Genomic DNA, 23,140 nt, shown 5'->3' with positions numbered 1-23,140 from the left:
CCCGCCAGAGAGGCGAAGAAGTCATCGAACCAGCCCGCCCACACCTGCACCGCCCGCTCCGTACTCACGGACAGGTCAACGCATCACACGGCTACCAGACACGGACACGAGTCACGGCTGTAGTACCAGTCCGAGTACACCGCGTTGTACGGCTTCTCACCGGTGCCGAACTTCTCGTGGGTCCAGCTTGTAAGGTCGCTCTTCCCCAGCGCCTTGTCCATGACGTCCATCCCCATGCCGGTCCAGGCGATGCCGAGGCCAACCTGATAGGACTTGTACGCCTTGTTCGCCGCAGCACCTGCGGCCTCCGGGAAGGCAGCTCTGTTGGCCTGCAGCATCTTGGCCATACCGGCCATCTCCTTGTCGCCGAGGTGCACCAGCGTCGACAACGGACTGACCCTCAGCGGATTCTTGGCGACCAGGCCGACGTTCTGGGAGATGGACTTGCGCATCGCGTTTCGAGCCGCGCCAAGTGCCTGTCGCCCGGTCCCTTCTGGCAATCTGGTCATCAACCGCCCCGTGTCGTCCAGGATGCCCTTGACGCCAGCCAGTCCTCGGCTCAGGCCTGCGGTCCGGGCTGCCTGAGCGGCTCCCACAGTGGACTTGGCGCCGCTGGCGAGTTTCGCGGCCGCCCCGAGGCCGCCCACGACGAGGAGCCCACCCACGACGTCGAAGATGACATCCGTCCAGGTGGCGTCGCCGGATGCCACCAGTAGGAGTCTGAGTCCGATCGTGAGCGCCGCGATGCCGATGACGAGCAGGTTCAAGCCGGGAATGGCTAGCGCCACGAAGCCTGCCACCGTCGCGACCCAGCCGAGAACATCCATGAAGGCCTTGATCCCGTCCGCATGGTCATGGACCCAGCCTTTGACGTCGTCCCACCACGAGTCCTCGATCACGTCCTCGATCTCGTCGCGGATCTTCCCGGCATGGTGCTCGGCCCGGCTGTCGCGGTCGTCGGTGAGCGTGTTCAGCTGATTCCGGTACGTCAGATACGGATCGTGGTCGGTTCCGCGGCCGGAGGGCTTGGGAGTGTCCTTGTCGCCGGAGTCGGCCTCCTTGGCCTTCTCGGCCTTCTCGGCCTCAAGTTCGTCCTGTCTCTCCTTGGCCCGGCGCAGGACCTTGTCGGCCTCGGTCTGGAAGTCCTCCAACTCGTTGGACCAGGTGGTGAGATGGCCGTGGACACGCTCGTAACGACTGGCCACCTCCCGCATGTGCTTCTCCAGCGTGGAGGACTCCTCACGCAGGCGTTTGACGTACTTGCCCTTGAGGGTGTCCTCGTTGCTGATCGTCTGGAGGTTCCTGGCCTGGTCTTGCAGCTTCTGGGCGACCGACACCATGTGCCGGACCTCGGCGCGGATCTCCTCCGCATCTCCGGGTACCGGGTCGGAGTCGCGGAGCGGCTGCCAGTCCAGCGGGCGGCGCTTGGATGTCGTTGTCACTTCTTCTTCTCGTCGCGCTTGGCCAACTGGTTGTCGAGATCCTCGAACGCCCTCTTGGTGCCGGCCACCATCTGGCCGACGGAGTCGAGGCTTTCGACGAGTCTGGTGCGGTAGTCGTCCCAGTTGTCCACGAAATCTGTCATGACGTCGGCAATTTTTCCGGAACCCCAGTGCTCGCGCATATCGTCGCGCTGGTTCTCGATGTCCTCGAACGTCTTCTTGAGCTGACTGAGCTTGTTCTCGGACTCGGCGAGAAACTCGTAGTCGACCGTGAGATCTGAGTCGGACACTCAGAATCCTCCCCCTGCGTGTAGCGGTTCCGTGATTACCGGTTGACAGCCTGGATCTCCTGTACGGTAATGCCCTGGTCGTTGCCGAACGTGCCGTCGGGGAGGTCGCCACCCGCACCACCGGTTCCGGTCCAGGTGATTTCCCGAGTGATGGTTGCGCGTAGCTTGAACGAGCTGTCGCCGGATGAGCGCAGGTATCGGATGCCGCAGGGCGGGGTCTGGTCGGCCTTGCCCTGGGTGTACGGTTCGCCGATCGAGGACTTCGAGCAGGCAGCCGCCTCGCTGGAGACGGGCCGACGGAAACCGGAACCCTTACGTTCGGACCACACCGGACGGGTACTGTCCGACCCCACCCGCCCACCGCACCGGACGAACGGATCATGCGACCCGATTCCCCATGGCGGACAGCCGACTTCCGCACGCTGTTCACCGCATCCGCGCTCAGTCAGCTGGGCAGCAACGTCAGTTACGTCGCCGTACCGCTGGTCGCCGTGGCCGCGCTGGACGCGGGACCCGGCCAGGTCGGCGCCCTCGCCACCCTGAGCACGATCGCCTTCCTGGTCATCGGCCTGCCGGCCGGGGCCTGGGTGGACCGGCTCAGCCATCGCCGGGTGCTGATCGCCGCCGACCTGTGCCGCGCGCTGCTCTACGGCTCGGTGCCCCTGGCCTGGTGGCTGGACGCGCTCACCCTGGGCCAGCTCTACACGGTGGTCCTGCTCAGCGGCTGCGCGACCGTGTTCTTCGACGTGGGTTCACAGAGCGTGCTGCCCCAACTGGTCGGTAAAGAAGCGCTCGTTCAGGCCAACGCCGACATCAACACACTGATCGCCGCCGGAAACGTACTGGGCCGCAGCGCGGGCGGCGGACTCGTCTCACTGCTCAGCGCACCCGCGGCCGTGCTGGTCTCGGCCGGCACCTATCTGGCCTCCGGGCTCGGACTCGTCGCGATCCGGCGCACCTCGTCGGGAGGCGCGGCGAAAACCGGGGCCGGCAACCGGCTGCGTACCCAGATCGCCGAGGGTGTACGGCATGTCTTCGGCAACCGGGAGCTACGGGCGCTGGTGCTCACCGCGGCTCTCGCCAACCTCGGCTCGTCCGTCATCAACACCATGCTGCCGATCTGGTTCGTCCGTGAACTCGGCCTGCCGGGCGCCGCGTTGGGCCTGTTCTGGGGAGCCGGCGGGATCGGCCTGCTGATCGGCGCACGCAGCGCCCGGCCCGTCGCCGCCCGGCTGGGATTCGGCCGCACGCTCGGACTGGCCGGGGTGTGTCTGGCCCCGGCGGGGCTGCTCGTGCCGCTGGTTGACCGGGGGCCGTGGCTGTTTGTCGCGGGCGCCGGATGGTGTCTGGCCATGTTCAAGGTGGGGATGGACAACGTGCTCGGAGTCAGCCTGCGGCAGCGGATGACCCCCGGCTCGCTGCTCGGCCGGATGAACGCGACATTCCGGTTCCTGCTGACGGGCGCCCTGGCGGTCGGTGCCGCGATCTCCGGAGTGCTCGGTGAACTCGTCGGCGTCCAGGCCACGTTGTGGGTGGGCGGCGTGTTCGTCTCGATGGCCTTCCTGCCCGTCTTCCTCTCGCCGGTCCGGGTCCGCAGGGTCCTGCCGGACCCGGTTCCCGAGCCGCAGAGCACGCAGGGAGTGCAGGGGGCGCAGGGCACACATGGGGCGCCGACTACGCCCGCGTGAACTCCACTTCGTAGAAGCAGAGGTGGTCCTTGATCAGGGCCACTTCCGGCTTCGGCTCGGGGTATCCCCAGACGAGGTCGGCGGCGTCCGGGAGGGACCAGTAGGACGCCGTGCCCTTGAAGGGGCAGTACGTGTGGGTCTCGGAGGGCGTCAGCAGGTCGAGGCGGACGTCCTCGGCGGGGAGGTAGTACCGTGGGGGACAGCCGGTCTCGTGCAGGACCAGGGCGCGCTCGCTCTCGGCGAGCACCTGGCCGTCGTGGACGACCCGCACGCGGTCGTCGGTCTGCTCGATGGTGATCGTGTGTCCTTCAGTCATACCTGAGGAGCGTTCGCGGGGCAGGGGTTGTTCCCACCGGGGGAGCGGGAGCAGGTGGAGACTCCGGTGATGCGAGCATGGCGGGCATGGCTACACATGTGATCACCGGAGCGGGTTCGGGTATCGGCGCGGCGGTCGCGAGGCGGCTGCACGCGCGCGGGGACGAACTCGTGCTGCACGCGCGTGACGCGGGCCGCGCGAAGGAACTGGCGGCGGAGTTCCCCGGGGCGGCGACGCTGGTGGGTGACCTGTCGGACCCGGAGCGGCTGTCCTGGGCGTTCTCCCACCAGACGCTGCCGGACCGGGTGGACTCCCTGCTGCACATCGCGGGCGTGGTCGATCTGGGCCCGGTCGGCGACCTCACCCCCAAGACCTGGCGCCACCAGCTCAACGTCAACCTGATCGCCCCCGCCGAACTGACCCGGCACTTCCTGCCCCAACTCCGTGTCGCCCAGGGCCAAGTGGTCTTCGTCAACTCCGGCGCGGGCCTGAACGCGCATGCCAACTGGTCCGCGTACGCCGCGTCCAAGCACGGTCTCAAGGCCCTGGCGGACTCGTTGCGTCAGGAGGAACACGGGGCGGGGGTGCGGGTGACGACGGTGTATCCGGGGCGTACGGCCAGTCCGATGCAGGCGAAGGTGCACCAGCAGGAGGGCAAGGAGTACGACCCGTCGAAGTGGATCGACCCGGAGTCGGTGGCGACGACGATCCTGCTGACCCTGGACCTCCCCCGGGACGCGGAGATCAACGACGTGACGGTACGACCGGGCCGCTGACGCCGGGTTCTCGCCCTCGCGAAGAAACATAGGCTTCGCCACGTGAACGCGAACCCCACCTTCGGCCCCGCCACCGGCATCGGTTCCCTGCCCGGCGGCGACGCCCGGGAAGCCGTCAAGGCGGCCACCGGGACCTTCGACGACTTCCCCTTCCTGCCCGAACTCCCCGCCCGCGGCCCCGGCGCCGACATGATCGGCCGCACCGCCGGAATGCTCGTCGAGATGTACGCGCGCGTGGAGCCCAGCGGCTGGCGCTTCGGCGACCGCCCGGGCCGGGACACCAAGCGGGCCCGCTCCTGGCTCGGTGAGGACCTCGACGCGCTGGAGGAGTTCACGCAGGGGTACGAGGGGCAGGTGAAGGTGCAGGCCGTGGGCCCCTGGACGCTGGCCGCCGCCCTCGAACTCAGGAACGGCGAGCTCGCCCTCTCCGACCTGGGCGCCTGCCGCGACCTCGCCGGTTCCCTCGCCGAGGGCATCCGCCTCCACCTCGACGAACTGCGCCGACGGATCCCCGGTGCCCAACTCGTCCTGCAACTCGACGAACCGTCCCTCATGGCCGTGCTGCGCGGCCAGGTGAGGACAGCCAGCGGCTACCGCACCCACCGTGTTCCCGACCGCCAGATCGCCGAGGCCCTCCTCCGGGAGGTCATCGGCGTGCACGGCGACGGTCCCGTCGTCGTCCATTCCTGCGCGCCGGACGTCCCGTTCGCCTTCCTCCGCAGGGCCGGCGCCGCCGCCGTCTCCTTCGACTTCTCACTCCTCACCGAGCGTGACGACGACGCGATCGGTGAGGCGGTGGAAGGCGGCATGCGGCTCTTCGCCGGTGTCGTGCCCGGCACGGACGGCCCGTTGTCAGACCCTGCCGGTAGCGTCAGTGGTGTCAGAACGCTGTGGCGCAGGCTGGGGCTGCATCCGGGGCTTCTCGCGGAGGCGGTCACCGTCACTCCGACGTGCGGACTCGCGGGCGCTTCCCCGCAGTACGCATGGGCGGCGCTCGCCCACTGCGTCCAGGCGGCGAGATCACTCGCGGACAACCCAGAGTAACGGAGGACGACACGGTGGCCGGCGAACAGCACGGACAGACCACATCGGTGCCCGCCGAGGCGCGCGACAGGCACGCCCAACTCGCCGAGCGCGTCGAGGAGCACCGCTTCCGGTACTACGTGAACGACGCTCCCGTCGTCAGCGACGCGGAGTTCGACAAGCTCCTGCGCACCCTGGAGGCGCTGGAGGAGGAGTATCCGGAGCTGCGCACGCCCGACTCCCCGACCCAGAAGGTCGCGGGGGCGTACGAGACGGAGTTCACCTCCGTGGAGCACCGCTCGCGCATGCTCTCCCTCGACAACGCCTTCGACGACCTGGAACTGGCGGCGTGGGCGGAGCGCGTCCACAAGGACGTCGGTGCCTCCGAGCACCACTTCCTGTGCGAGCTGAAGGTCGACGGCCTGGCCGTCAACCTGACGTACGAGCACGGGCGTCTCACGTGCGCGGCGACCCGTGGCGACGGCCGCACCGGCGAGGACATCACGCCCAACGTGCGGACGATCGCCGAGATCCCGGACCGGCTGACGGGCGACCGTGTCCCGGACCTGGTGGAGATCCGCGGCGAGGTCTACTTCCCGATGGAGAAGTTCGAGGAGCTGAACGCCCGTCTGGTGGAGGGCGGCGACAAGCCGTTCGCCAACCCGCGCAACGCGGCGGCCGGTTCGCTCCGCCAGAAGGACCCGCGAGTCACCGCCACGCGCCCGCTGCACATGGTGGTCCACGGCATCGGCGCCCTGGAGGGCTACGACGCGCTCACCCGTCTCTCCGAGGCGTACACCCTCCTGCACGAGTGGGGCCTGCCGACCACGCGGTACGCGAAGCAGGTCGACGACCTCGACGGCGTACGGGAGTTCATCGCGTTCTACGGCGAGAACCGGCACTCCGTGGAGCACGAGATCGACGGGGTCGTCGTCAAGCTGGACGAAATCCCGCTCCAGGGTCGCCTCGGTTCCACCTCGCGCGCCCCGCGCTGGGCGATCGCCTGGAAGTACGCGCCCGAGGAGGTCAACACCAAGCTCATCAACATCCGCGTGGGCGTGGGCCGTACGGGCCGCGTCACGCCCTACGCCCAGGTCGAACCGGTCACCGTCGCCGGCTCCGAGGTCGAGTTCGCCACCCTGCACAACCAGGACGTCGTCAAGGCCAAGGGCGTGCTCATCGGCGACACCGTGGTGCTGCGCAAGGCCGGTGACGTCATCCCGGAGATTCTCGGCCCGGTCGCCGACCTGCGCGACGGCACGGAGAAGCCCTTCGAGATGCCGGCTGTGTGTCCTGAGTGCAAGACGCCGCTCAAGCCGATGAAGGAGGCCGATGTCGACCTCCGCTGCCCCAACGGGCAGAGCTGCCCCGCCCAGTTGAGAGAGCGCCTGTTCTATCTCGGCGGGCGCAAGTGCCTGGACATCGAGAACTTCGGTTACGTGGCCGCCGCCGCGCTCACCAAGCCGCTGGAGCCTGCCGAGCCGCCGCTCGTCGACGAGGGCGACCTCTTCGACCTCACCATCGAGCGGCTGCTGCCCATCAAGGCGTACGTCCTGGACCAGGACAGCGGGCTGCCCAAGCGGGACCCGAAGACCGGCGAGGAGAAGATCGCCACGGTCTTCGCCAATCAGGAGGGCGAGCCCAGGAAGAACGCGGTCTCGATGCTCGCCAACATCGCAGCCGCCAAGGACCGTCCGCTGGCCCGGATCATCACCGGTCTGTCGATCCGGCATGTCGGTCCGGTCGCCGCCGAGGCGCTCGCCCGGGAATTCCGCTCGATCGAGCGGATCGAGCAGGCCTCAGAGGAGGAGTTGGCGACCACGGACGGGGTCGGCCCGATCATCGCGGCCTCGCTCAAGGAGTGGTTCGCGGTGGACTGGCACCAGGAGATCCTGCGCAAGTGGCGGGCCGCAGGAGTCCGTATGGAGGAGGAGGGCTCCGGTGAGGACGAGGGGCCGCGCCCGCTCGAAGGGCTCACCGTGGTCGTGACCGGCACGCTCGAACACCACACCCGGGACGGCGCGAAGGACGCATTGCAGAGCCGTGGAGCAAAAGTGACCGGTTCTGTTTCGAAGAAGACGTCTTTCGTGGTTGTGGGTGACAATCCTGGTTCGAAGTTCGACAAGGCCATGCAGTTGAAGGTCCCTGTTCTGAACGAGGACGGCTTTGCCGTACTGCTTGAACAGGGACCCGAGGCAGCGGCCGAAGCGGCGCTTCCGAACGAGGAGTAGGGGTTGAAGACCACCCGATCGGCGCATACCAGATGCATACGGGTGGCCGGGTCGCATTCGGGCAACCGTCGACGACCGCTGCCCGTGGAAGCCTTCTGCGGCCTACTGTTGACGTATGCGCCTGCCGTGCCCGGATGTGGTTTCGGACGCGGTGTCGTTGACGGTTGACGGACATCGGACCGCGTGGCGTGGGCACCGCCGGCTGTGAGAGGGACGGAATGGAACCGACCGAAAGCGCCGCCCCTCCCTCACGGCTGCGCAGACTCCGGATATCCGGCGTCCGGCGCTGGGGCTCCGCCCTTTTCACGGGCAGTCCCGAGCCCGGCCGGGAACCGGGCGCGGGCCGCCGGACGGCACGGTTCCTGGAACGCGCGGGCGTCGGCCTCCGTACGACCGGACCGGCGAGCAGGACAGGCGCGGCGGGCGGCACCGGACAGCGCATCGTCGCCGACAGCAGGGTGTCGACCCCGCTGGCGGCCCACCTCACCGCCGAGGAACGCGTCGCCCACCTTCACGCCAACGACCCCGCCCGCCAGCTGTCCTGGCCCGCGCTGCCCGCAGCGGTCATCGCGTCGGCAGGGTTCGTCCTCGGCGCCGGCTTCTACCGCGGCTTCACCGGCCACAGCGCGCTCTTCCCCTCCGGCACCGTCGGCTGGGCCCTCGCCGTGCTCACCGGTGTCATCGTCGGCCATCTCGTCGCCCTCGGCCGCGCCCGCTGGTGGGGCGGCACCGGCTCGGGCGCCGCCCTCACCCTCTCCGTACTCCTGCTGTTCGGGTGGGTGGCGGCCGGCATGGTCAGCCTCACCGTCGTCGTCCTGGTCGGCGTGGCCCGGCGCCACCGCTGGCGGCAGGGCCTCCTGCACGGCGCGGTGGACATCCTCGGCATCGGCGCCGGGGCGCTGGTGCTCGCCGCGTTCGGCCGTGTCCCGTCCGTCGAGACGCCGTGGGACCCGCAGACCTGGAGCGTCTACACGGCGCCCGAGGTGACGCTGATCGCGGTCACCTACCTCGCGCTGACCCGCACCCTGCTCTGGTATCTGCACACCCCGCGCGGCGGACTGCCCACCGCCGCCCGCTCCGCCCTGGTCAGACAGGGGCTGGTCGCGGTCGCGCTGCTCGCCATCGCGCCGCTGATCTGCGTCGTCGCCGTCGCCCTGCCGGTCCTGCTGCCGCTGTTCGCCATCCCCCTCATCGCCCTCGACTCCACCCTGTGGATAGCCAGGGCCCGGGCCGAGGAGCAACTGCGCGACCCGCTGACCGGGCTGCCCAACAGACAGTGGCTCCTGGAACGGACCTGGACGGCCCTCGACGATGCCGAACGCATCGACGCGCGGGCCGCGTTGATGCTCATAGACCTCGACCGCTTCCGGTCCGTGAACGACACGCTGGGCCACCTCGCCGGTGACCGTCTCCTCCTCCAGATAGCCGACCGGCTGCGCCTCGCACTGCCGCGCGGCGCGGAGGCCGCACGGCTCGGCGGCGACGAGTTCGCCGTTCTGCTGCCGGTCGTCGACTCCACGACGTCGGCCACCCGCGTCGCCCGCAACCTGGTCACCGTGCTCGGCTCCCCGCTCGATCTCGACGGACTCACCCTCGTCCTGGAGGCCAGCGCCGGCCTCGCCGTCTTCCCCGACCACGCGCTCGACGCCGAGGGCCTGCTGCGGCGCGCCGACGTCGCGATGTACCAGGCGAAGCGGGACCGTACGGGCGTCGAGGTGTACGAGTCCAAGCGGGACTCGAACACCCCGGACCGGCTCGGCCTGCTGGGCGACCTGCGGCGCGCCCTCGACGCGCATGAGGTCGAACTGCACTACCAGCCCAAGGTGCGCTTCGACGGACAGGTCGTCGGCCTGGAGGCGCTGGTGCGGTGGGTGCACCCGGAGCGCGGGAGGGTTCCCCCCGACGAGTTCATAGCGATCGCCGAGTCGTCCGGGCTGATGCCCCACCTCACGGAGTACGTGCTGGAGACGGCGCTCGAACAGGTCGCGAAGTGGCGCTCCCAGGGACTGTTCGTCCCGGTCGCGGTCAACGTCTCCCCGCGCGACGTCCACACCCCCGGCTTCGCCGGTTCCGTCGCCGCGCGGCTGGCCAGGCACGGGGTCCCGGCGGCGGCGCTCCAGCTGGAGATAACGGAACACGTGCTCCTGGAGGATCCGCAGCGGGCCGCGGACACGCTGGCCGCGCTGACCGGGCACGGCGTGAAGATGTCCCTGGACGACTTCGGGACGGGGTACTCGTCGCTGGTGCATCTGCGGCGGCTGCCGGTGAGTGAGCTGAAGATCGACCGGTCGTTCGTGGCGCGGCTGGCGGTGGACACGGAGGACGCGGAGATCGTGCGGTGCACGGTGGACCTCGCGCATTCCCTGGGACTGCTCGTGGTCGCCGAGGGCGTTGAGGACGACGAGACGTGGGAGCGGTTGCGGGACATGGGGTGTGACGCGGTGCAGGGGTGGCTTGTCGCCGCGGCGATGCCTCCGGAGGAGGCCACGGCCTGGCTGCTGGCGCGCGGGACCCGTGGGTGGCAGCGTCCTCGGGCGGCCTTGCCCGCCGCGGAGTGATTCGGGGAGATCTCCCACCCGCGCACCGCCCGTTTACCGCCCGTTCCAGAGCCGAGCTCTCCTGCGGGGGCTCGGTCGCGTCGGCGGCTGCGGGTGCGTGGAAGCAAACCCGTGCGCGGGTTGTCCCGCCCGCCCCCTAGGATTGGGGCCAAAACCCACACCGCACTCACCCCAGAGGATCGCTGCATGCCTGGCATCACGCGCGAGGAGGTCGCCCACCTCGCACGGCTGGCGCGTCTGGAGCTGAAGGGCGAAGAGCTCGACCACTTCGCAGGCCAGCTCGACGACATCATCGGCGCGGTCGCCCGCGTCAGCGAGGTCGCCGACCAAGACGTACCGCCGACCTCGCACCCGCTGCCGCTGACGAACGTCATGCGCGCGGACGAGGTCCGTCCGTCGCTCACCCCCGAGCAGGCGCTCTCCGGCGCCCCGGCCCAGGAGCAGCAGCGTTTCAAGGTGCCGCAGATCCTGGGGGAGGACTAACCACCATGACGGACCACAGCAGCATCATCCGGCTCACCGCCGCCGAGACCGCCGCGAACATCGCCTCCGGCGTCCTCACGGCCGTCGAGGTCACCGAGGCCCACCTCGCCCGTATCGAGGAAGTCGACACGAAGGTGCACGCCTTCCTCCACGTCGACCGGGAGGGCGCCCTCGCCCAGGCCCGTGCCGTCGACGCCAAGCGTGAGCGCGGGGAGACGCTGGGCCCACTGGCCGGCGTACCCCTCGCTCTCAAGGACATCTTCACCACCGAGGGGATTCCGACCACCGTCGGATCCAAGATGCTCGAAGGGTGGATCCCGCCGTACGACGCGACCGTCACCAAGCGGCTGAAGGCCGCCGACGTCGTCATCCTCGGCAAGACCAACATGGACGAGTTCGCCATGGGGTCCAGCACCGAGAACAGCGCGTACGGGCCCACCGGCAACCCGTGGGACCTCACCCGCATCCCCGGCGGCTCCGGCGGCGGGTCCTCCGCCGCCCTCGCCTCCTTCCAGGCGCCGCTGGCCATCGGTACGGACACCGGCGGTTCCATCCGCCAGCCCGCCTCCGTCACCGGCACGGTCGGCGTCAAGCCGACGTACGGGGCCGTGTCGCGGTACGGCATGGTCGCCTTCTCGTCCTCCCTCGACCAGGGCGGGCCCTGCGCCCGTACGGTCCTGGACGCCGCGCTCCTCCACGAGGTCATCGCCGGGCACGACCCGCTCGACTCGACCTCGATCGACGCCCCGGTCCCGCCGGTCGTCGAGGCCGCCCGCAACGGCAGCGTCGACGGCATGCGCGTCGGTGTCGTCAAGCAGTTCCGCGGCGAGGGCTACCAGGCCGGCGTCATCCAGCGCTTCGACGAGTCCGTCACCCTGCTCAAGGAGCTGGGCGCCGAGATCGTCGAGCTGGACTGTCCGTCCTTCGACCTGGCGCTCTCCGCCTACTACCTGATCGCGCCGAGCGAGTGTTCGTCGAACCTCGCCCGCTTCGACGGGCTCCGCTACGGCCTGCGCAGCGGTGACGACGGCACGCACTCCGCCGAGGAGGTCACCTCGCTCACCCGCGCGGAGGGCTTCGGCCCCGAGGTCAAGCGCCGCATCATTCTCGGCACGTACGCGCTCAGCTCCGGCTACTACGACGCGTACTACGGCAGCGCCCAGAAGGTCCGTACGCTCATCACGCGGGACTTCGAGAAGGCGTTCGAGTCGGTTGACGTGATCGTCTCCCCGACGACGCCCACCACCGCCTTCCCGATCGGCGAGCGTGCCGACGACCCGATGGCGATGTACCTCGCGGACCTCTGCACCATCCCGACCAACCTGGCCGGCAACGCGGCCATGTCCCTGCCCTGCGGTCTCGCACCGGAGGACGGACTGCCGGTCGGGCTCCAGATCATCGCCCCGGCGCTCAAGGACGACCGTCTTTACAAGGTCGGCGCGGCCGTCGAGGCGGCGTTCGTGGAAAAGTGGGGACACCCGCTCCTGGAGGAGGCACCGTCGCTGTGAGCAACACTCTTTCGAAGGCCAAGGGCTTCAAGAAGTCCAAGTCCGGCACGTACCTGTCCATCGCGACCACCGCGTTCGGTGCCGTCAGCGTCGTCAAGCAGGCCAGGAAGGCCCGCTCCGAGAGCGACACGCTGCGCCTCATCGACGCGGCCGTGTCCGCCGCCGCCATCGTCACCGGCCTCGCCATCCTCTACCGCGAGCTGAAGCGGCTGGGCGACGACGACGTCCTGCTGGGCTGAGAGGGAACTTTTCACCGTGACCACCACGACCGACGAGTTGGTGTCGTACGAGGACGCCCTGGCGACGTACGACCCCGTCATGGGCCTCGAAGTCCATGTCGAACTCGGTACCAAGACCAAGATGTTCTGCGGCTGTTCGACCGAGTTGGGCGGCGCGCCCAACTCGCAGACCTGTCCGACCTGCCTCGGCATGCCGGGCGCGCTTCCGGTCGTCAACGCGATCGGCATCGAGTCCGCCATCAAGATCGGCCTCGCGCTGCACTGCGAGATCGCCGAGTGGTGCCGCTTCGCCCGGAAGAACTACTTCTATCCGGACATGCCGAAGAACTTCCAGACCTCCCAGTACGACGAGCCGATCGCCTTCAACGGCTACCTCGACGTGCAGTTGGAGGACGGCGAGACCTTCCGCGTGGAGATCGAGCGCGCCCACATGGAGGAGGACACCGGCAAGTCGCTGCACGTCGGTGGCGCGACGGGCCGTATCCACGGCGCCTCGCACTCGCTCCTCGACTACAACCGCGCCGGCATCCCCCTCATCGAGATCGTCACCAAGCCGATCGAGGGCGCCGGCGAGCGCGCTCCCGAGGTCGCCAAGGCGTACGTCGCCGAGCTGCGCGAACTCATCAAGGCGCTCCAGGTCTCGGAAGCCCGCATGGACCAGGGGCAGATGCGCTGCGACGTGAACCTTTCGCTGCGCCCGCACGGCCGCGAGAAGTTCGGCACCCGCAGCGAGACCAAGAACGTCAACTCGCTGCGTTCCGTGGAGCGTGCCGCCCGTTTCGAGATCCAGCGGCACGCCGCCGTACTGAACTCGGGCGGGACGATCATCCAGGAGACCCGGCACTTCCACGAGGACACCGGGTCGACGACCTCGGGCCGCGTGAAGGAGGAGGCCGAGGACTACCGGTACTTCCCCGAGCCGGACCTGGTGCCGGTGGCCCCCTCCCGCGAGTGGGTCGAGGAGATCCGCGCCGGGCTGCCCGAACTGCCGCTGGCCCGCCGCAACCGGCTCCTCGCGGAGTGGGGCGTCACGGCGACCGACATGCAGTCGATGCTCAACGCCGGTGCCATCGACCTGATCGTCAGCACCATCGACGCCGGTGCGGACGCCGCCTCCGCCCGTAAGTGGTGGATGGGCGAACTCGCGCGCAGCGCCAACGAGTCGGGCACCCCGCTCGACGCACTGGCCATCACGTCCGAGCAGGTCGCCCGGGTCGCCGCGCTGGTCACCTCCGGCGACCTGAACGACAAGCTGGCCCGCCAGGTCATCGAGGGCGTTCTCGCGGGCGAGGGCACGCCGGACGAGGTCGTCGAGAAGCGCGGCCTGAAGGTCGTCTCCGACGACGGCGCGCTCAACACGGCCGTCCAGGAGGCCATCGCCGGCAACCCGGGCATCGCCGACAAGATCCGCGGCGGCAAGGTGGCCGCGGTCGGCGCCCTGGTCGGCGCGGTCATGAAGGCGACCCGAGGTCAGGCCGACGCGGCCCGCGTCAAGGAACTGATCCTTGAGCAGCTGGGCGTCAGCGAGGGCTGAGCCACGTGGTGGAGGCCGAGGGGCGCATCGGGTTTCCGATGCGCCCCTCGGCTTGCTCCACAGCTACGTGCCTCTGCAGCTACGTGATCACGTACGGCGTCCCACGACCCGTACGAAGCCCAGGGACCGGCCCTGGTCCGCGCGCACCAGCTCCACCGAGTCGCGGGCCATGCCCGCCATGAACTCCTCGGTGCTCTCCTCGGCGCAGACCTCGCTCCACAGCAGCCAGTCGCGCCAGCCGTCCGGCAGCCAGTCGGCGGCCTCCACGGTCACAGCCCCGCCGCGTGTCCACTGGCGCCGCCACCAGTCGGCGGTGTGGAACGACCAGAACCCCGGGTCCCAGAACGGCTTGAGGTGCTCCGGCGGCTCCACGCCGTCCGGCTCCTCGCGCAGCGCCGGTACGACGACACCGATCCGCCCGCCCGGCTTCAGCAGCCGGGTGAGGCTCGGCAGATACAGGTCGTTCGTGCCGAAGTACTGGTACGCGTCGATACTCACGATCGCGTCGAACGACTCGTCGCCGAAAGGCAGTCGGTGTGCGTCGGCGTACACGGGCAGCACCCGGTCGGCGACGCCCGCCTCATTGATGCGGCGCGCGTTCTTGCCGGGCTCGATCCACAGGTCGGCGGCGGCGACCTGGACGTCGTACTCCTTGGCGAGGAAGACGGACGTCATCGCCTTGCCGCAGCCCAGGTCGAGCACCCGGGCGCCCGGCGGAAGGGTGTCGAGGCCGAACGCGGGAGCCAGCCACTCCAGCAGCCACAGGGCGTGCGGGCCCATCTGGTTGTCGATGGTCCAGCGGGCGTCGTACCGGCTGCTGCGCGGGTAGTGGGGGTGGTTCAGCCGCTCAGTGAGCGGGTCGGGACGGTCGTTCGAGGTCCTGGATGTGATGTCGGACATCGGTGAACGGGCTCCTCGGGTTCTGTGAAGAGAAAGAACGGAAGGCGTCGGAGCTCGGTCGGACCTTCAAACAACGCACCTGCTCGGGGAGGCGGCGAAAAGCCGGATACGGACAGTGGACGGCCGGACGCTAGCAGTGGGTATCCGGCGTCCGCATCCGAATTCTCAGGTGGGCGCGCTACGCTCCCGCGCCATGGATGAGAACGCGGAGGAGTACGAGGAGGAGTACGAGGACGCGAGGCGCGCCCGCTGGACGGCGACCGGGACCGGGGCGCTGCTTGCCCTCGTGGGGCTCGCGGCCTCGACGCTCCGTCTCACGGGCTCCGCGCCCGTGCTCGTACCCGGTGCTTACGCCTTCGGCGCCGCCGTCTGCGGGCTCGCGTCGGTGCTGGGGGCGCGGGGGCGTACCCGGCGGGCCCTGTGGCTGCTGGTCATCGGCGTGATGGTGATGGCGCTCGGCGACCAGTTCGACTGAGTCATTCATTGAGGCGACAGAGTTCATGTGATTGTCCTGTGATGTGACTCGCATTCTTGTGAGTAAAGGCACTAACGCCATAAATGATCACCCTCCCCTGCGACAGTGGTCCGGCATCTCTCTTGCTTTTTCGTTTCTTTGCGGGCTGTTCTGTTCGTTCACGACTGCTCCCGGTCAAAGATCCACTTTTTACCCAGGGAGCACGTCTGTGGCAGTCCTCGCACGCTGGTGTGTCAGGCGCCGCCTCGTCGTCGTTCTGATCTGGCTCGCCGCCTTCGCCGGGGTGACCGCCGCCGCAGCCGTCGCGGGCTCGGCGTACTCGAACGACTACGAAGTCCCCGGCACCGAGTCGGGCCGCGCCACCCAGCTGCTGGAGAAAGGTTTCCCCGACCTCGGTGGCGACACCGACACCGTCGTCTGGCACACCGCCTCCGGCTCCGGCACGGTCCGCGCGGCCGACGTCGAGCAGACGATGAGCAGCACTCTGGACCGGATCGCCGACCTGCCCGGCGTGGCCTCGGTCGTCAGCCCCTACGAGGGCAGCGGCAGCAGCCGGATCAGCGCCGACGGGCGTACGGCCTACGCCACCGTCACCTTCGACAAGTCCGCCGAGGACATCGGCGAGAGCGAGGCGCGCGCCGTCGTCGACGCTGCCGAGGCGGCGCGGGCCGACGGGCTCCAGGTGGAGCTGGGCGGCAGCGCCATCGCGCTCACCGAATCCTCCGGCGGTCACCTCGCCGAGGTCGTAGGGGTGGTCGTCGCGGCCCTCGTGCTCTTCCTCGCCTTCGGCTCGCTCGCCGCCTCCCTGCTGCCCATCGCCACCGCCCTGGTGAGCGTCGGCACGGCGTACGCCGGGATCGTGCTGCTCGGACACGCGATGACCGTCGCCGACTTCGCGCCCATGCTCGGCATGCTGATCGGGCTCGGCGTCGGCATCGACTACGCGCTGTTCATCGTCACCAGGCACCGGCGCGGCCTCAAGCGCGGCCTGTCCGTCACCGAAGCCGCCACCAATGCCGTCACGACCACCGGACGCGCCGTCGTCTTCGCGGGTGCGACCGTTTGCATAGCCCTGCTCGGGATGCTGATCCTGCGGTTGGGCTTCCTCAACGGGGTCGCGATCGCGGCCTCCCTGACGGTGGTCCTGACCGTCGCGGCCTCCGTGACCCTGCTCCCCGCCCTGCTGTCGTTCATCGGGCCGCGCGCCCTGAGCCGACGCGAGCGGCGCAGGCTGGCCGAGCACGGGCCCGAGCCGGAACTGCCCACCGGGTTCGCCGCCCGCTGGTCCGTGTTCGTCGAGCACCACCCCAAGGCGCTCGGCGGGGCCGCCCTGGTCGTCATGGCGCTGCTCGCCCTGCCCACCCTCTCGCTCCACCTCGGCACCTCCGACCAGGGGAACAACCCCAGGGCGACGACCACACGCCAGGCCTACGACCTCCTCGCCGACGGCTTCGGCCCCGGCGTCAACGGCCCCCTCACCCTCGTCACGCCCGTCTCCGACGCCGAGGACAAGCTCGTCCTCGACAACCTCGCCGCGACCCTCCGGACCACCGAGGGCGTCGCGTCGTCCTCGCCGGTCACCTACAGTGCCGACGGCTCCACCGGGTACCTCACCGTCGTACCGGAGTCCTCCCCGCAGTCCGCGCGGACCAGTGACCTGGTGGAGCGGCTGCGCGCGAAGGTGCTCCCGCGCGCGGAGACCGGCACCTCCCTCGACCTGCAGGTCGGCGGGGTCACAGCGAGCTACGACGACTTCGCGGATGTGATCGTCGGCAAGCTGCCGCTGTTCGTCGGTGTCGTGATCGGCCTCGGCTGTCTGCTGCTCCTGCTCGCGTTCCGGTCGATCGGCATCCCGCTCAAGGCCGCCGCGATGAACGTCGCCGCCGTCGCCTCCGCGTTCGGTGTCGTCGTCGCGATCTTCCAGTGGGGCTGGGGGAGTGAACTGCTGGGCCTCGGCAGCGCGGGCCCGATCGAGCCGTTCCTGCCGGTCATCATGGTGTCGGTCCTCTTCGGGCTCTCCATGGACTACCAGGTCTTCCTGGTCAGCCGGATGTACGAGGAGTGGCTGGAGACCGGCGACAACCGGCGGGCCGTCCGGGTCGGCCTCGCCGAGACCAGCCGCGTGATCAACTCCGCGGCCGTCATCATGATCTCCGTCTTCCTCGCCTTCGTCCTCTCCGGCGACCGCGTGATCGCCATGTTCGGCATCGCCCTGGCCGCCGCCGTCGCCCTCGACGCCTTCGTCCTGCGTACGCTCCTGGTGCCCGCGCTGATGCACCTGCTCGGCGGCGCCAACTGGTGGCTGCCCCGCTGGCTGGACCGGCGCCTGCCGCGCATCAGCATCGAGCCGCCCGAGTGCCGGAGCGCCGCCGCGCAAATGCCGGGCACCGCGGAGGCCACCCGTGCGAGCATTCCGGACGTACTCGACGTGGACGTGATGGACGTACGGGACGTACTTGTGAAGGAGCGACCGCAGGATGTACGCGATATCCCTGGGTGACGACGGCGCGGAACTGCGGCCCCTGGAGCCCTGGCACGCCGAGGAGTTCCTCGCCCACCTCGACCGGGGGCGGGACTTCATCAACCGGCACGTCTCCTTCGGCATGAAGTCCACGGACCTCGACTCCGCGCGGGAGCAGCTCCAGCGGTACGCCGACCAGCGCGCCGCCGACACCGGGTCGCTGCACGGGATCTGGCTGGACGGGAAGCTCGTCGGCGGGGTGCTGTTCCTCAACTTCCACGCGGAGTACGGCAACTGCGAGGTCGGCTGCTGGCTGGAACCGGCCGGCACCGGACGCGGGCTGATCACGCGCGCGATGCGTGTCCTCATCGACTGGGCGATTGACGTACGCGGCATGCACCGTGTGGAGTGGCACGCGTCGTCCGTCAACGAAGCGAGCATCAACGTGGCGCGGCGACTGGGCATGAGCCGCGAGGCCCTGCTGCGGGAGAACTACCCGCACCGGGGTGTCCGAGCGGACACCGAGATCTGGTCGGTACTCGCGCCCGAGTGGCACGACGCACGCGCGCGTGCCGCTCACAAGGAGCATTAAGGAACTTCTCAGACGACGTCCGTACGGTGCGAGGCATGGGAACCAAGACAGCAGACGAGACCGGCGCCGAGACCGGTACCGAGGCGAAGAGCGACGATGTGAAGAGCGGCGGGGAGACGGTGAGCGTCACCAAGGACGAGCAGTTGACGGAGGCCCCTGAGGCCACTGAGGCCACGGAGGAAGCGGCCCCGGAGACCGAGGTCGAGGCCGAGGTCCTGGGCGACGCGGACGAGTACGAGGGCGACGAGGCGGAGCTCGCCGCCGGGAAGGAGGGCCCCTCCGGCGTGGGCCAGGGCGCTGCCGCCGTCGCGTCCGCCGTGCTCGGCTTCGTCTCCCTGACCGGCAGCTGGCTGGGCACGGTGGCCGGTGCGCGCGAGACGCTCGTCGGCCAGCTGGAGACCGCGTCGTCCGCGAGCGTCGCCACCCAGATCAAGGAGGTCTACGGCGACGCCTGGCAGACCACCGCGCTGTGGGGCGGCATCTTCGCGCTCCTCGGGCTGCTCGTCGCTGTCGCGGCCCTCGCCCGGCCCGCGTTCGGCACCCCGGGCAAGCCGCAGGCCGCCTGGATCAAGTCGGTCTCCTGGGCGGGTGTCGCCCTCGGCATCCTCGGACTGCTCCTCGCGGTCCTGAAGTACACCGACGTACTGCTGAGCCTGCCGCCGGCACCCTGACACGGGAGCGGAATCACCGCAGGTCATGAGGGGCCTTAGGCCGGTCGTAAGCACCTTACGGCCCGTCTGAGGCCCTTCTTCTGTTCCTAAGGCCCCCAGCCCCTCGGAAGATGCGGAACTCTCCCGATGTGGCGGACCCCCCTGGGAGACGAAGGTTGAGACATCGCAGAAAGCGAAGACCGACCGAACTCGCCAGGACCCGAGGGGCATCACATGTTCCAGTACGAACTCCACCAGATCCGTTCCGCCGAACTGCGCCGCGAGGCGGCGGACGAGCGCCGGGCCCGGGATGCGATCCGCAGTGCCCGTGCCGCCCGCCGCGAGGCAGCCGGCCCGGCCGCCGAGGGTGAGGTGCATATCGACCGCACGCGCCGGCACTGGTTCACCCGGGCCGCGTGAGCACCGTGGGACGGGCGGACGGCTCGCCTGCGGCGTCGCTCCTCCCCGCGCACGCCGCGGCCGTCCACCCCACGACCCGCAACGGGCCGGTTGCCGTCACGGTGACCGGCCCGTTCAGCACTTCGCCCCCCGCTCCGCCCACCGGCTCGATAACCAGTCCCGCGATGTCAGAGCCCTGTGCGATGCTCTGGCCCGTGGAGACCAGGTCCGTCTGTCCGGTGTTCGTCGGTCGCACCGATGAGTTGGGGGTGTTGCACGACGCGCTCGCCCGCGCCGCCGCCGGTGAGCCGCAGGCCCTGCTGCTCGGCGGAGAGGCCGGAGTCGGCAAGACACGGCTGGTCGAGGAGTTCGCCGGCGCGGCCTCCGGCCGGGGCGCCGTCGTCGCGCTCGGCGGCTGCGTCGAGATAGGCGCCGACGGGCTGCCCTTCGCGCCCTTCTCCACCGCCCTGCGTGCCCTGCTGCGCGCGCTGCCCGACGAGTTGGCCGCCGCCGCTGCCGGGCAGGAGGAGGAACTGGCCCGGTTGCTCCCGGAGTTGGGCGAGACCAGCACCGGACGGCACGACGAGGAGGGCATGGCCCGCCTCTTCGAACTCACCGCGCGCCTTCTGGAACGCGTCGCCGCCGAGCGCACGGTCGTCGTCGCCCTCGAAGACCTGCACTAGGCCGACGCCTCCACCCGCCACCTCCTCGCCTACCTCTTCCGCACCCTGCGCACCGGCCGCCTCGTCGTCCTCGCGACCTACCGCGCCGACGACATCCACCGCCGCCACCCGCTGCGCCCCCTGCTCGCCGAACTGGACCGGCTGCGCACCGTCCGCCGGATCGAGCTGAACCGCTTCAACCGCGCCGAAGTGGGCCGCCAGATCGCCGGCATCCTCGCCGCCGAACCCGAACCGGCCCAGGTCGACGAGATCTTCGACCGCTCCGACGGCAACGCCTTCTTCGTCGAGGAACTCGCCGTCGCCGCCCACGAGGGCTGCCGCACCCGGCTCACCGACACCCTCCGGGACCTTCTCCTCGTCCGCGTCGAAAGCCTGCCCGAGAGCGCCCAGCGGGTCGCCCGGATCGTCGCCGAGGGCGGCTCCACCGTCGAGTACCGGCTGCTCGCCGCCGTCGCCGGGCTCGCCGAGGACGACCTCATCGAAGCGCTGCGCGCGGCCGTCGGCGCCAACATCCTGCTCGCCACCCCGGCCGGTGACGGCTACCGCTTCCGCCACTCCCTGGTCCGCGAGGCCGTCGCCGACGACCTGCTCCCCGGCGAACGCTCCCGCCTCAACCGCCGCTACGCCGAGGCCCTGGAGACCGACCCGACGCTCGTCCCCGCCGCCGACCGCACCATGCGCCTGGCCAGCTACTGGTACCACGCCCACGACCCGGCCAAGGCCCTCCCCGCCGTCCTGGACGCCTCGGTCACCGCCCGCCGCCGGTACGCCTACTCCGAGCAACTACGCCTCCTGGAACGGGCGATGGAGCTCTGGGACACCGCCCCCGACGCCGTACGGACCACACTCCGTCCCGTCGACTACACCGAGGTCTACCCGCCCTGCGGCTGCGACCCGGCGACCACCCCCCTGCGCTATCTCGACCTCATGGCCGAGGCCGCCGTCGCGGGCCGGCTGTCCGGGGAGCGCGAACGCGCCCTGAAGATCATCAAGCGTGCCCTGCACCTCCTGGAGGAGGACGGCGACCCCCTGCGCGCTGCCTGGTTCTGGTGCCAGCGCTCCCGCCTGGTCCAGGCCCAGTCGCGAGGCGACGGCTGGAAAGAACTCGGCACAGCCCAGGAGCTCGTACGCGGTCTGCCGCCCTCGGAGGTGCACGCCGAGGTCCTGGCCAACGTCGCCGCCTGGTCGATGCTGCACTCGCCCGGCCCCGACGCCCTGGCCGCCGCCGAACAGGCGGTCGAGTACGCCCGCATGGTGGGCGCTTACGAGACCGAGCTGCACGCCCGCCTCACCCACGGCATCCTCCTGGTCGACGCCGGGGCCACGGAGACCGGGTTCGCGGAGATGCGCGCGGTCAAGGACCGGTCGGTGGCGGAGAACATCTTCTTCGTCGCCGGACGCGCCTACGTGAACCTCCCCAACGGACTGGAGGCGGTCGGCCGCTCCCGGGACGCCGTCCCCCTCCTGGAGGAGGGCGTCACCTACACCCGTAGGTTCGGGCTGCTGGACTCCGAGGCCTGGGTGTGGGGCAACCTCTCCGAATCGCTGTACTCGCTCGGCCGCTGGGACGTCGCCGCCGACGCCGCGGCCAACGCGCTGCGGCGCGGCCACAGCACCAAGCCGCAGGGCGCGGGCGCCGTCTGCCTGGCCCGGCTCGCCCTGGACCGGGGTGACCTGCCCGAGGCGGCGCGCCAACTGGCCACCGCCCACGAGCACTTCGGCACTCATGACCCCATGCCCCAGCACGACCTGCTGCTCGCCCTGGTCACCCTCGGTGTCGCCGTCGCCGAGGGCCGCATCCTGGACGCCCGGACCGAACTGGGCCACGTCCTGGACACCGGCTTCCCGCCCGGCACCCACCGCTACGGCTGGCTTCTGCTCCTGGCCGCCGCCACCGCGGAGGCCGACGCCCGCGCCCTGCCCACCGTCGCGCAGGGCCGCCCCGAGACCCTGGCCCGTATCCTCGACACCGCCAAGAAGCTCACCACGGACGCCCCCGTCTGGCTCGCCCACGAGCAGTGGGTCCGCGCCGAGCTCCAGCGCGCCGACGGCACCGCCACCCCCGGCACCTGGTCACGGCTCGTCACCGCCTTCGAGGTTCTGGACCGCCCCTACGATCTCGCCCGGGTCCGCCACCGCCTCGCCGAGGCACTGCTGACGGGCGGCGCGGAGCCCGGCGACCGCGACCGGGCGGCCGAACTCCTCCGCCTGTCCGCCACTGTCGCCGACCACCTGGGCGCCCGCCCTCTCGCCGACACCGTCACCCTCCTCGCCCAACGCGCCCGCCTCACCCCAGGCCCGGCCCGGCCCACGGCGGACCCGGTGGAGTCGCTGGGCCTGACCAGCCGCGAACGGGACGTCCTGCGCCTGGTCTCCGCCGGCCGCACCAACCGCCAGATCGCCGAGGAACTCTTCATCTCGCCCAAGACGGCGAGCGTCCACGTCTCGAACATCCTGGCCAAGCTGGGCGTCTCGGGCCGGGGAGAGGCGGCGGCGCTGGCGCACCGGCTGGAGCTGTTCCCACCGGGGGCGATCCCTGCCCGGACGGCCGGGTGAGGGGGAGAGCTACGCTGCAGGACCCAGGCCCCTGGGAGGCCCCGTGTTCAACATGTTCGAGGAGCTCTTCGCGCCGGGACGCAAGCACACCCGCGACGAGCAGAACCGGCTGGAGCTGACCCGCACGGACGTCGGTGACGGCGACCCCGGACGCGGCCCGATAGACCTCGCGTCCGGAAAGGTCGTCGTACGCTCGTCCGAGCAGCCGGAGCAGCCGGAGCAGCCGGAGCAGCCGGAGCAGCCGGAGCAGCCGGAGCAGCCGGAGCAGCCGGAGCAGCCGGAGCAGCCGGAGCAGCCGGAGCAGCCGGAGCAGCCGGAGCAGCCGGAGCAGCCGGA

The 23,140-nt window shown here is 70.3% G+C and carries 19 protein-coding genes and 2 pseudogenes; 16 read left to right on the top strand and 5 right to left on the bottom strand.

All coding sequences use genetic code 11. From position 1 onward, the window contains the following. Window positions 1–83: 83 nt before the first annotated feature. The 3 genes and pseudogenes from G3I71_RS43240 to G3I71_RS43230 form a co-directional block, all read right to left on the bottom strand. Complete coding sequence (locus G3I71_RS43240) at window positions 84–1,442, bottom strand: hypothetical protein (protein ID WP_343243266.1); 1,359 nt, start codon at window positions 1,440–1,442, stop codon at window positions 84–86. Continuing rightward, window positions 1,439–1,732 carry a hypothetical protein gene (locus tag G3I71_RS43235; protein ID WP_164324059.1) on the bottom strand — a complete coding sequence of 98 codons (294 nt, stop codon included), beginning with the start codon at window positions 1,730–1,732 and terminating at the stop codon, window positions 1,439–1,441. The genes G3I71_RS43240 and G3I71_RS43235 overlap by 4 nt, the downstream gene beginning before the upstream one ends. Before the next feature lie 35 nt (window positions 1,733–1,767). Further along, a pseudogene (locus tag G3I71_RS43230) lies at window positions 1,768–1,989 on the bottom strand (hypothetical protein); the annotation flags it as partial. A gap of 123 nt (window positions 1,990–2,112) precedes the next feature. Between G3I71_RS43230 and G3I71_RS43225 the strand changes: the two are divergent. Then, the gene (locus G3I71_RS43225; RefSeq protein WP_164324057.1) at window positions 2,113–3,420 is read left to right on the top strand and encodes an MFS transporter; all 1,308 of its coding nucleotides are present in this window, start codon (window positions 2,113–2,115) and stop codon (window positions 3,418–3,420) included. Here G3I71_RS43225 and G3I71_RS43220 read toward each other — a convergent pair. Then, window positions 3,407–3,736, bottom strand: coding sequence for a DUF427 domain-containing protein (locus G3I71_RS43220; RefSeq protein ID WP_164324055.1), 330 nt, complete (start codon window positions 3,734–3,736; stop codon window positions 3,407–3,409). The two genes, G3I71_RS43225 and G3I71_RS43220, sit on opposite strands and share 14 nt — an antisense overlap. A gap of 77 nt (window positions 3,737–3,813) precedes the next feature. Between G3I71_RS43220 and G3I71_RS43215 the strand changes: the two genes are divergently transcribed. The 8 genes from G3I71_RS43215 (at window position 3,814) to gatB (ending at window position 14,088) form a co-directional block, all read left to right on the top strand. Continuing rightward, entirely contained in the window at window positions 3,814–4,512 is a 699-nt protein-coding gene (locus G3I71_RS43215; protein WP_164324053.1) for an SDR family oxidoreductase, read from the top strand. 42 nt (window positions 4,513–4,554) lie between these two features. After that, window positions 4,555–5,556 carry a methionine synthase gene (locus G3I71_RS43210; RefSeq protein ID WP_164324051.1) on the top strand — a complete coding sequence of 334 codons (1,002 nt, stop codon included), beginning with the start codon at window positions 4,555–4,557 and terminating at the stop codon, window positions 5,554–5,556. Between the two features lie 14 nt (window positions 5,557–5,570). After that, on the top strand, window positions 5,571–7,766 hold the full coding sequence (gene ligA, locus G3I71_RS43205; protein WP_164324049.1) for an NAD-dependent DNA ligase LigA: 2,196 nt from the start codon (window positions 5,571–5,573) through the stop codon (window positions 7,764–7,766). Between the two features lie 218 nt (window positions 7,767–7,984). Next, a complete protein-coding gene (locus G3I71_RS43200) occupies window positions 7,985–10,324 on the top strand; it encodes a bifunctional diguanylate cyclase/phosphodiesterase (protein WP_164324047.1) in 2,340 nt (779 codons plus the stop codon). 186 nt (window positions 10,325–10,510) lie between these two features. Continuing rightward, the gene (gene gatC, locus G3I71_RS43195; RefSeq protein ID WP_015036350.1) at window positions 10,511–10,807 is read left to right on the top strand and encodes an Asp-tRNA(Asn)/Glu-tRNA(Gln) amidotransferase subunit GatC; all 297 of its coding nucleotides are present in this window, start codon (window positions 10,511–10,513) and stop codon (window positions 10,805–10,807) included. A gap of 5 nt (window positions 10,808–10,812) precedes the next feature. Continuing rightward, the gene (gene gatA / locus G3I71_RS43190) at window positions 10,813–12,315 is read left to right on the top strand and encodes an Asp-tRNA(Asn)/Glu-tRNA(Gln) amidotransferase subunit GatA (RefSeq protein WP_164324045.1); all 1,503 of its coding nucleotides are present in this window, start codon (window positions 10,813–10,815) and stop codon (window positions 12,313–12,315) included. Continuing rightward, on the top strand, window positions 12,312–12,554 hold the full coding sequence (locus G3I71_RS43185; RefSeq protein ID WP_164324043.1) for a hypothetical protein: 243 nt from the start codon (window positions 12,312–12,314) through the stop codon (window positions 12,552–12,554). Before gatA ends, G3I71_RS43185 begins: the two co-directional genes overlap by 4 nt. Before the next feature lie 16 nt (window positions 12,555–12,570). Next, window positions 12,571–14,088 (top strand): Asp-tRNA(Asn)/Glu-tRNA(Gln) amidotransferase subunit GatB, encoded by a 1,518-nt coding sequence (gene gatB / locus G3I71_RS43180; protein ID WP_164324041.1) that lies wholly within the window; start codon window positions 12,571–12,573, stop codon window positions 14,086–14,088. 87 nt (window positions 14,089–14,175) lie between these two features. Here the strand turns inward: gatB and G3I71_RS43175 are convergent, their stop codons facing one another. Beyond that, window positions 14,176–14,988: a cyclopropane-fatty-acyl-phospholipid synthase family protein gene (locus tag G3I71_RS43175; RefSeq protein WP_164324039.1), complete on the bottom strand. Its 813-nt coding sequence runs from the start codon at window positions 14,986–14,988 to the stop codon at window positions 14,176–14,178. 193 nt (window positions 14,989–15,181) lie between these two features. Here G3I71_RS43175 and G3I71_RS43170 point away from each other — a divergent pair, with 193 nt between their 5' ends. The 7 genes and pseudogenes from G3I71_RS43170 to G3I71_RS51875 all read left to right on the top strand — a co-directional run. Beyond that, a complete protein-coding gene (locus G3I71_RS43170; protein ID WP_164324037.1) occupies window positions 15,182–15,463 on the top strand; it encodes a hypothetical protein in 282 nt (93 codons plus the stop codon). A gap of 208 nt (window positions 15,464–15,671) precedes the next feature. Further along, on the top strand, window positions 15,672–17,963 hold the full coding sequence (locus G3I71_RS43165; RefSeq protein ID WP_164324035.1) for an MMPL family transporter: 2,292 nt from the start codon (window positions 15,672–15,674) through the stop codon (window positions 17,961–17,963). Beyond that, window positions 17,941–18,516, top strand: coding sequence for a GNAT family N-acetyltransferase (locus G3I71_RS43160; RefSeq protein WP_164324033.1), 576 nt, complete (start codon window positions 17,941–17,943; stop codon window positions 18,514–18,516). Before G3I71_RS43165 ends, G3I71_RS43160 begins: the two co-directional genes overlap by 23 nt. Window positions 18,517–18,551: 35 nt before the next feature. Then, window positions 18,552–19,187: a hypothetical protein gene (locus G3I71_RS43155; RefSeq protein WP_164324031.1), complete on the top strand. Its 636-nt coding sequence runs from the start codon at window positions 18,552–18,554 to the stop codon at window positions 19,185–19,187. 213 nt (window positions 19,188–19,400) lie between these two features. Continuing rightward, on the top strand, window positions 19,401–19,586 hold the full coding sequence (locus tag G3I71_RS43150; RefSeq protein WP_164324029.1) for a hypothetical protein: 186 nt from the start codon (window positions 19,401–19,403) through the stop codon (window positions 19,584–19,586). A gap of 182 nt (window positions 19,587–19,768) precedes the next feature. Continuing rightward, window positions 19,769–22,804 (top strand): annotated as a pseudogene (locus G3I71_RS52470) (AAA family ATPase). A 52-nt stretch (window positions 22,805–22,856) separates the two neighbouring features. Beyond that, a partial coding sequence (locus G3I71_RS51875) for a DUF6191 domain-containing protein (protein WP_239149712.1) occupies window positions 22,857–23,140 on the top strand: 284 nt, incomplete at its 3' end.

The sequence above is a fragment of the Streptomyces sp. SID12501 genome (genome assembly GCF_010550245.1).
Lineage (GTDB): Bacteria > Actinomycetota > Actinomycetes > Streptomycetales > Streptomycetaceae > Streptomyces.
This window is presented reverse-complemented; position numbering and strand designations above follow the sequence as displayed.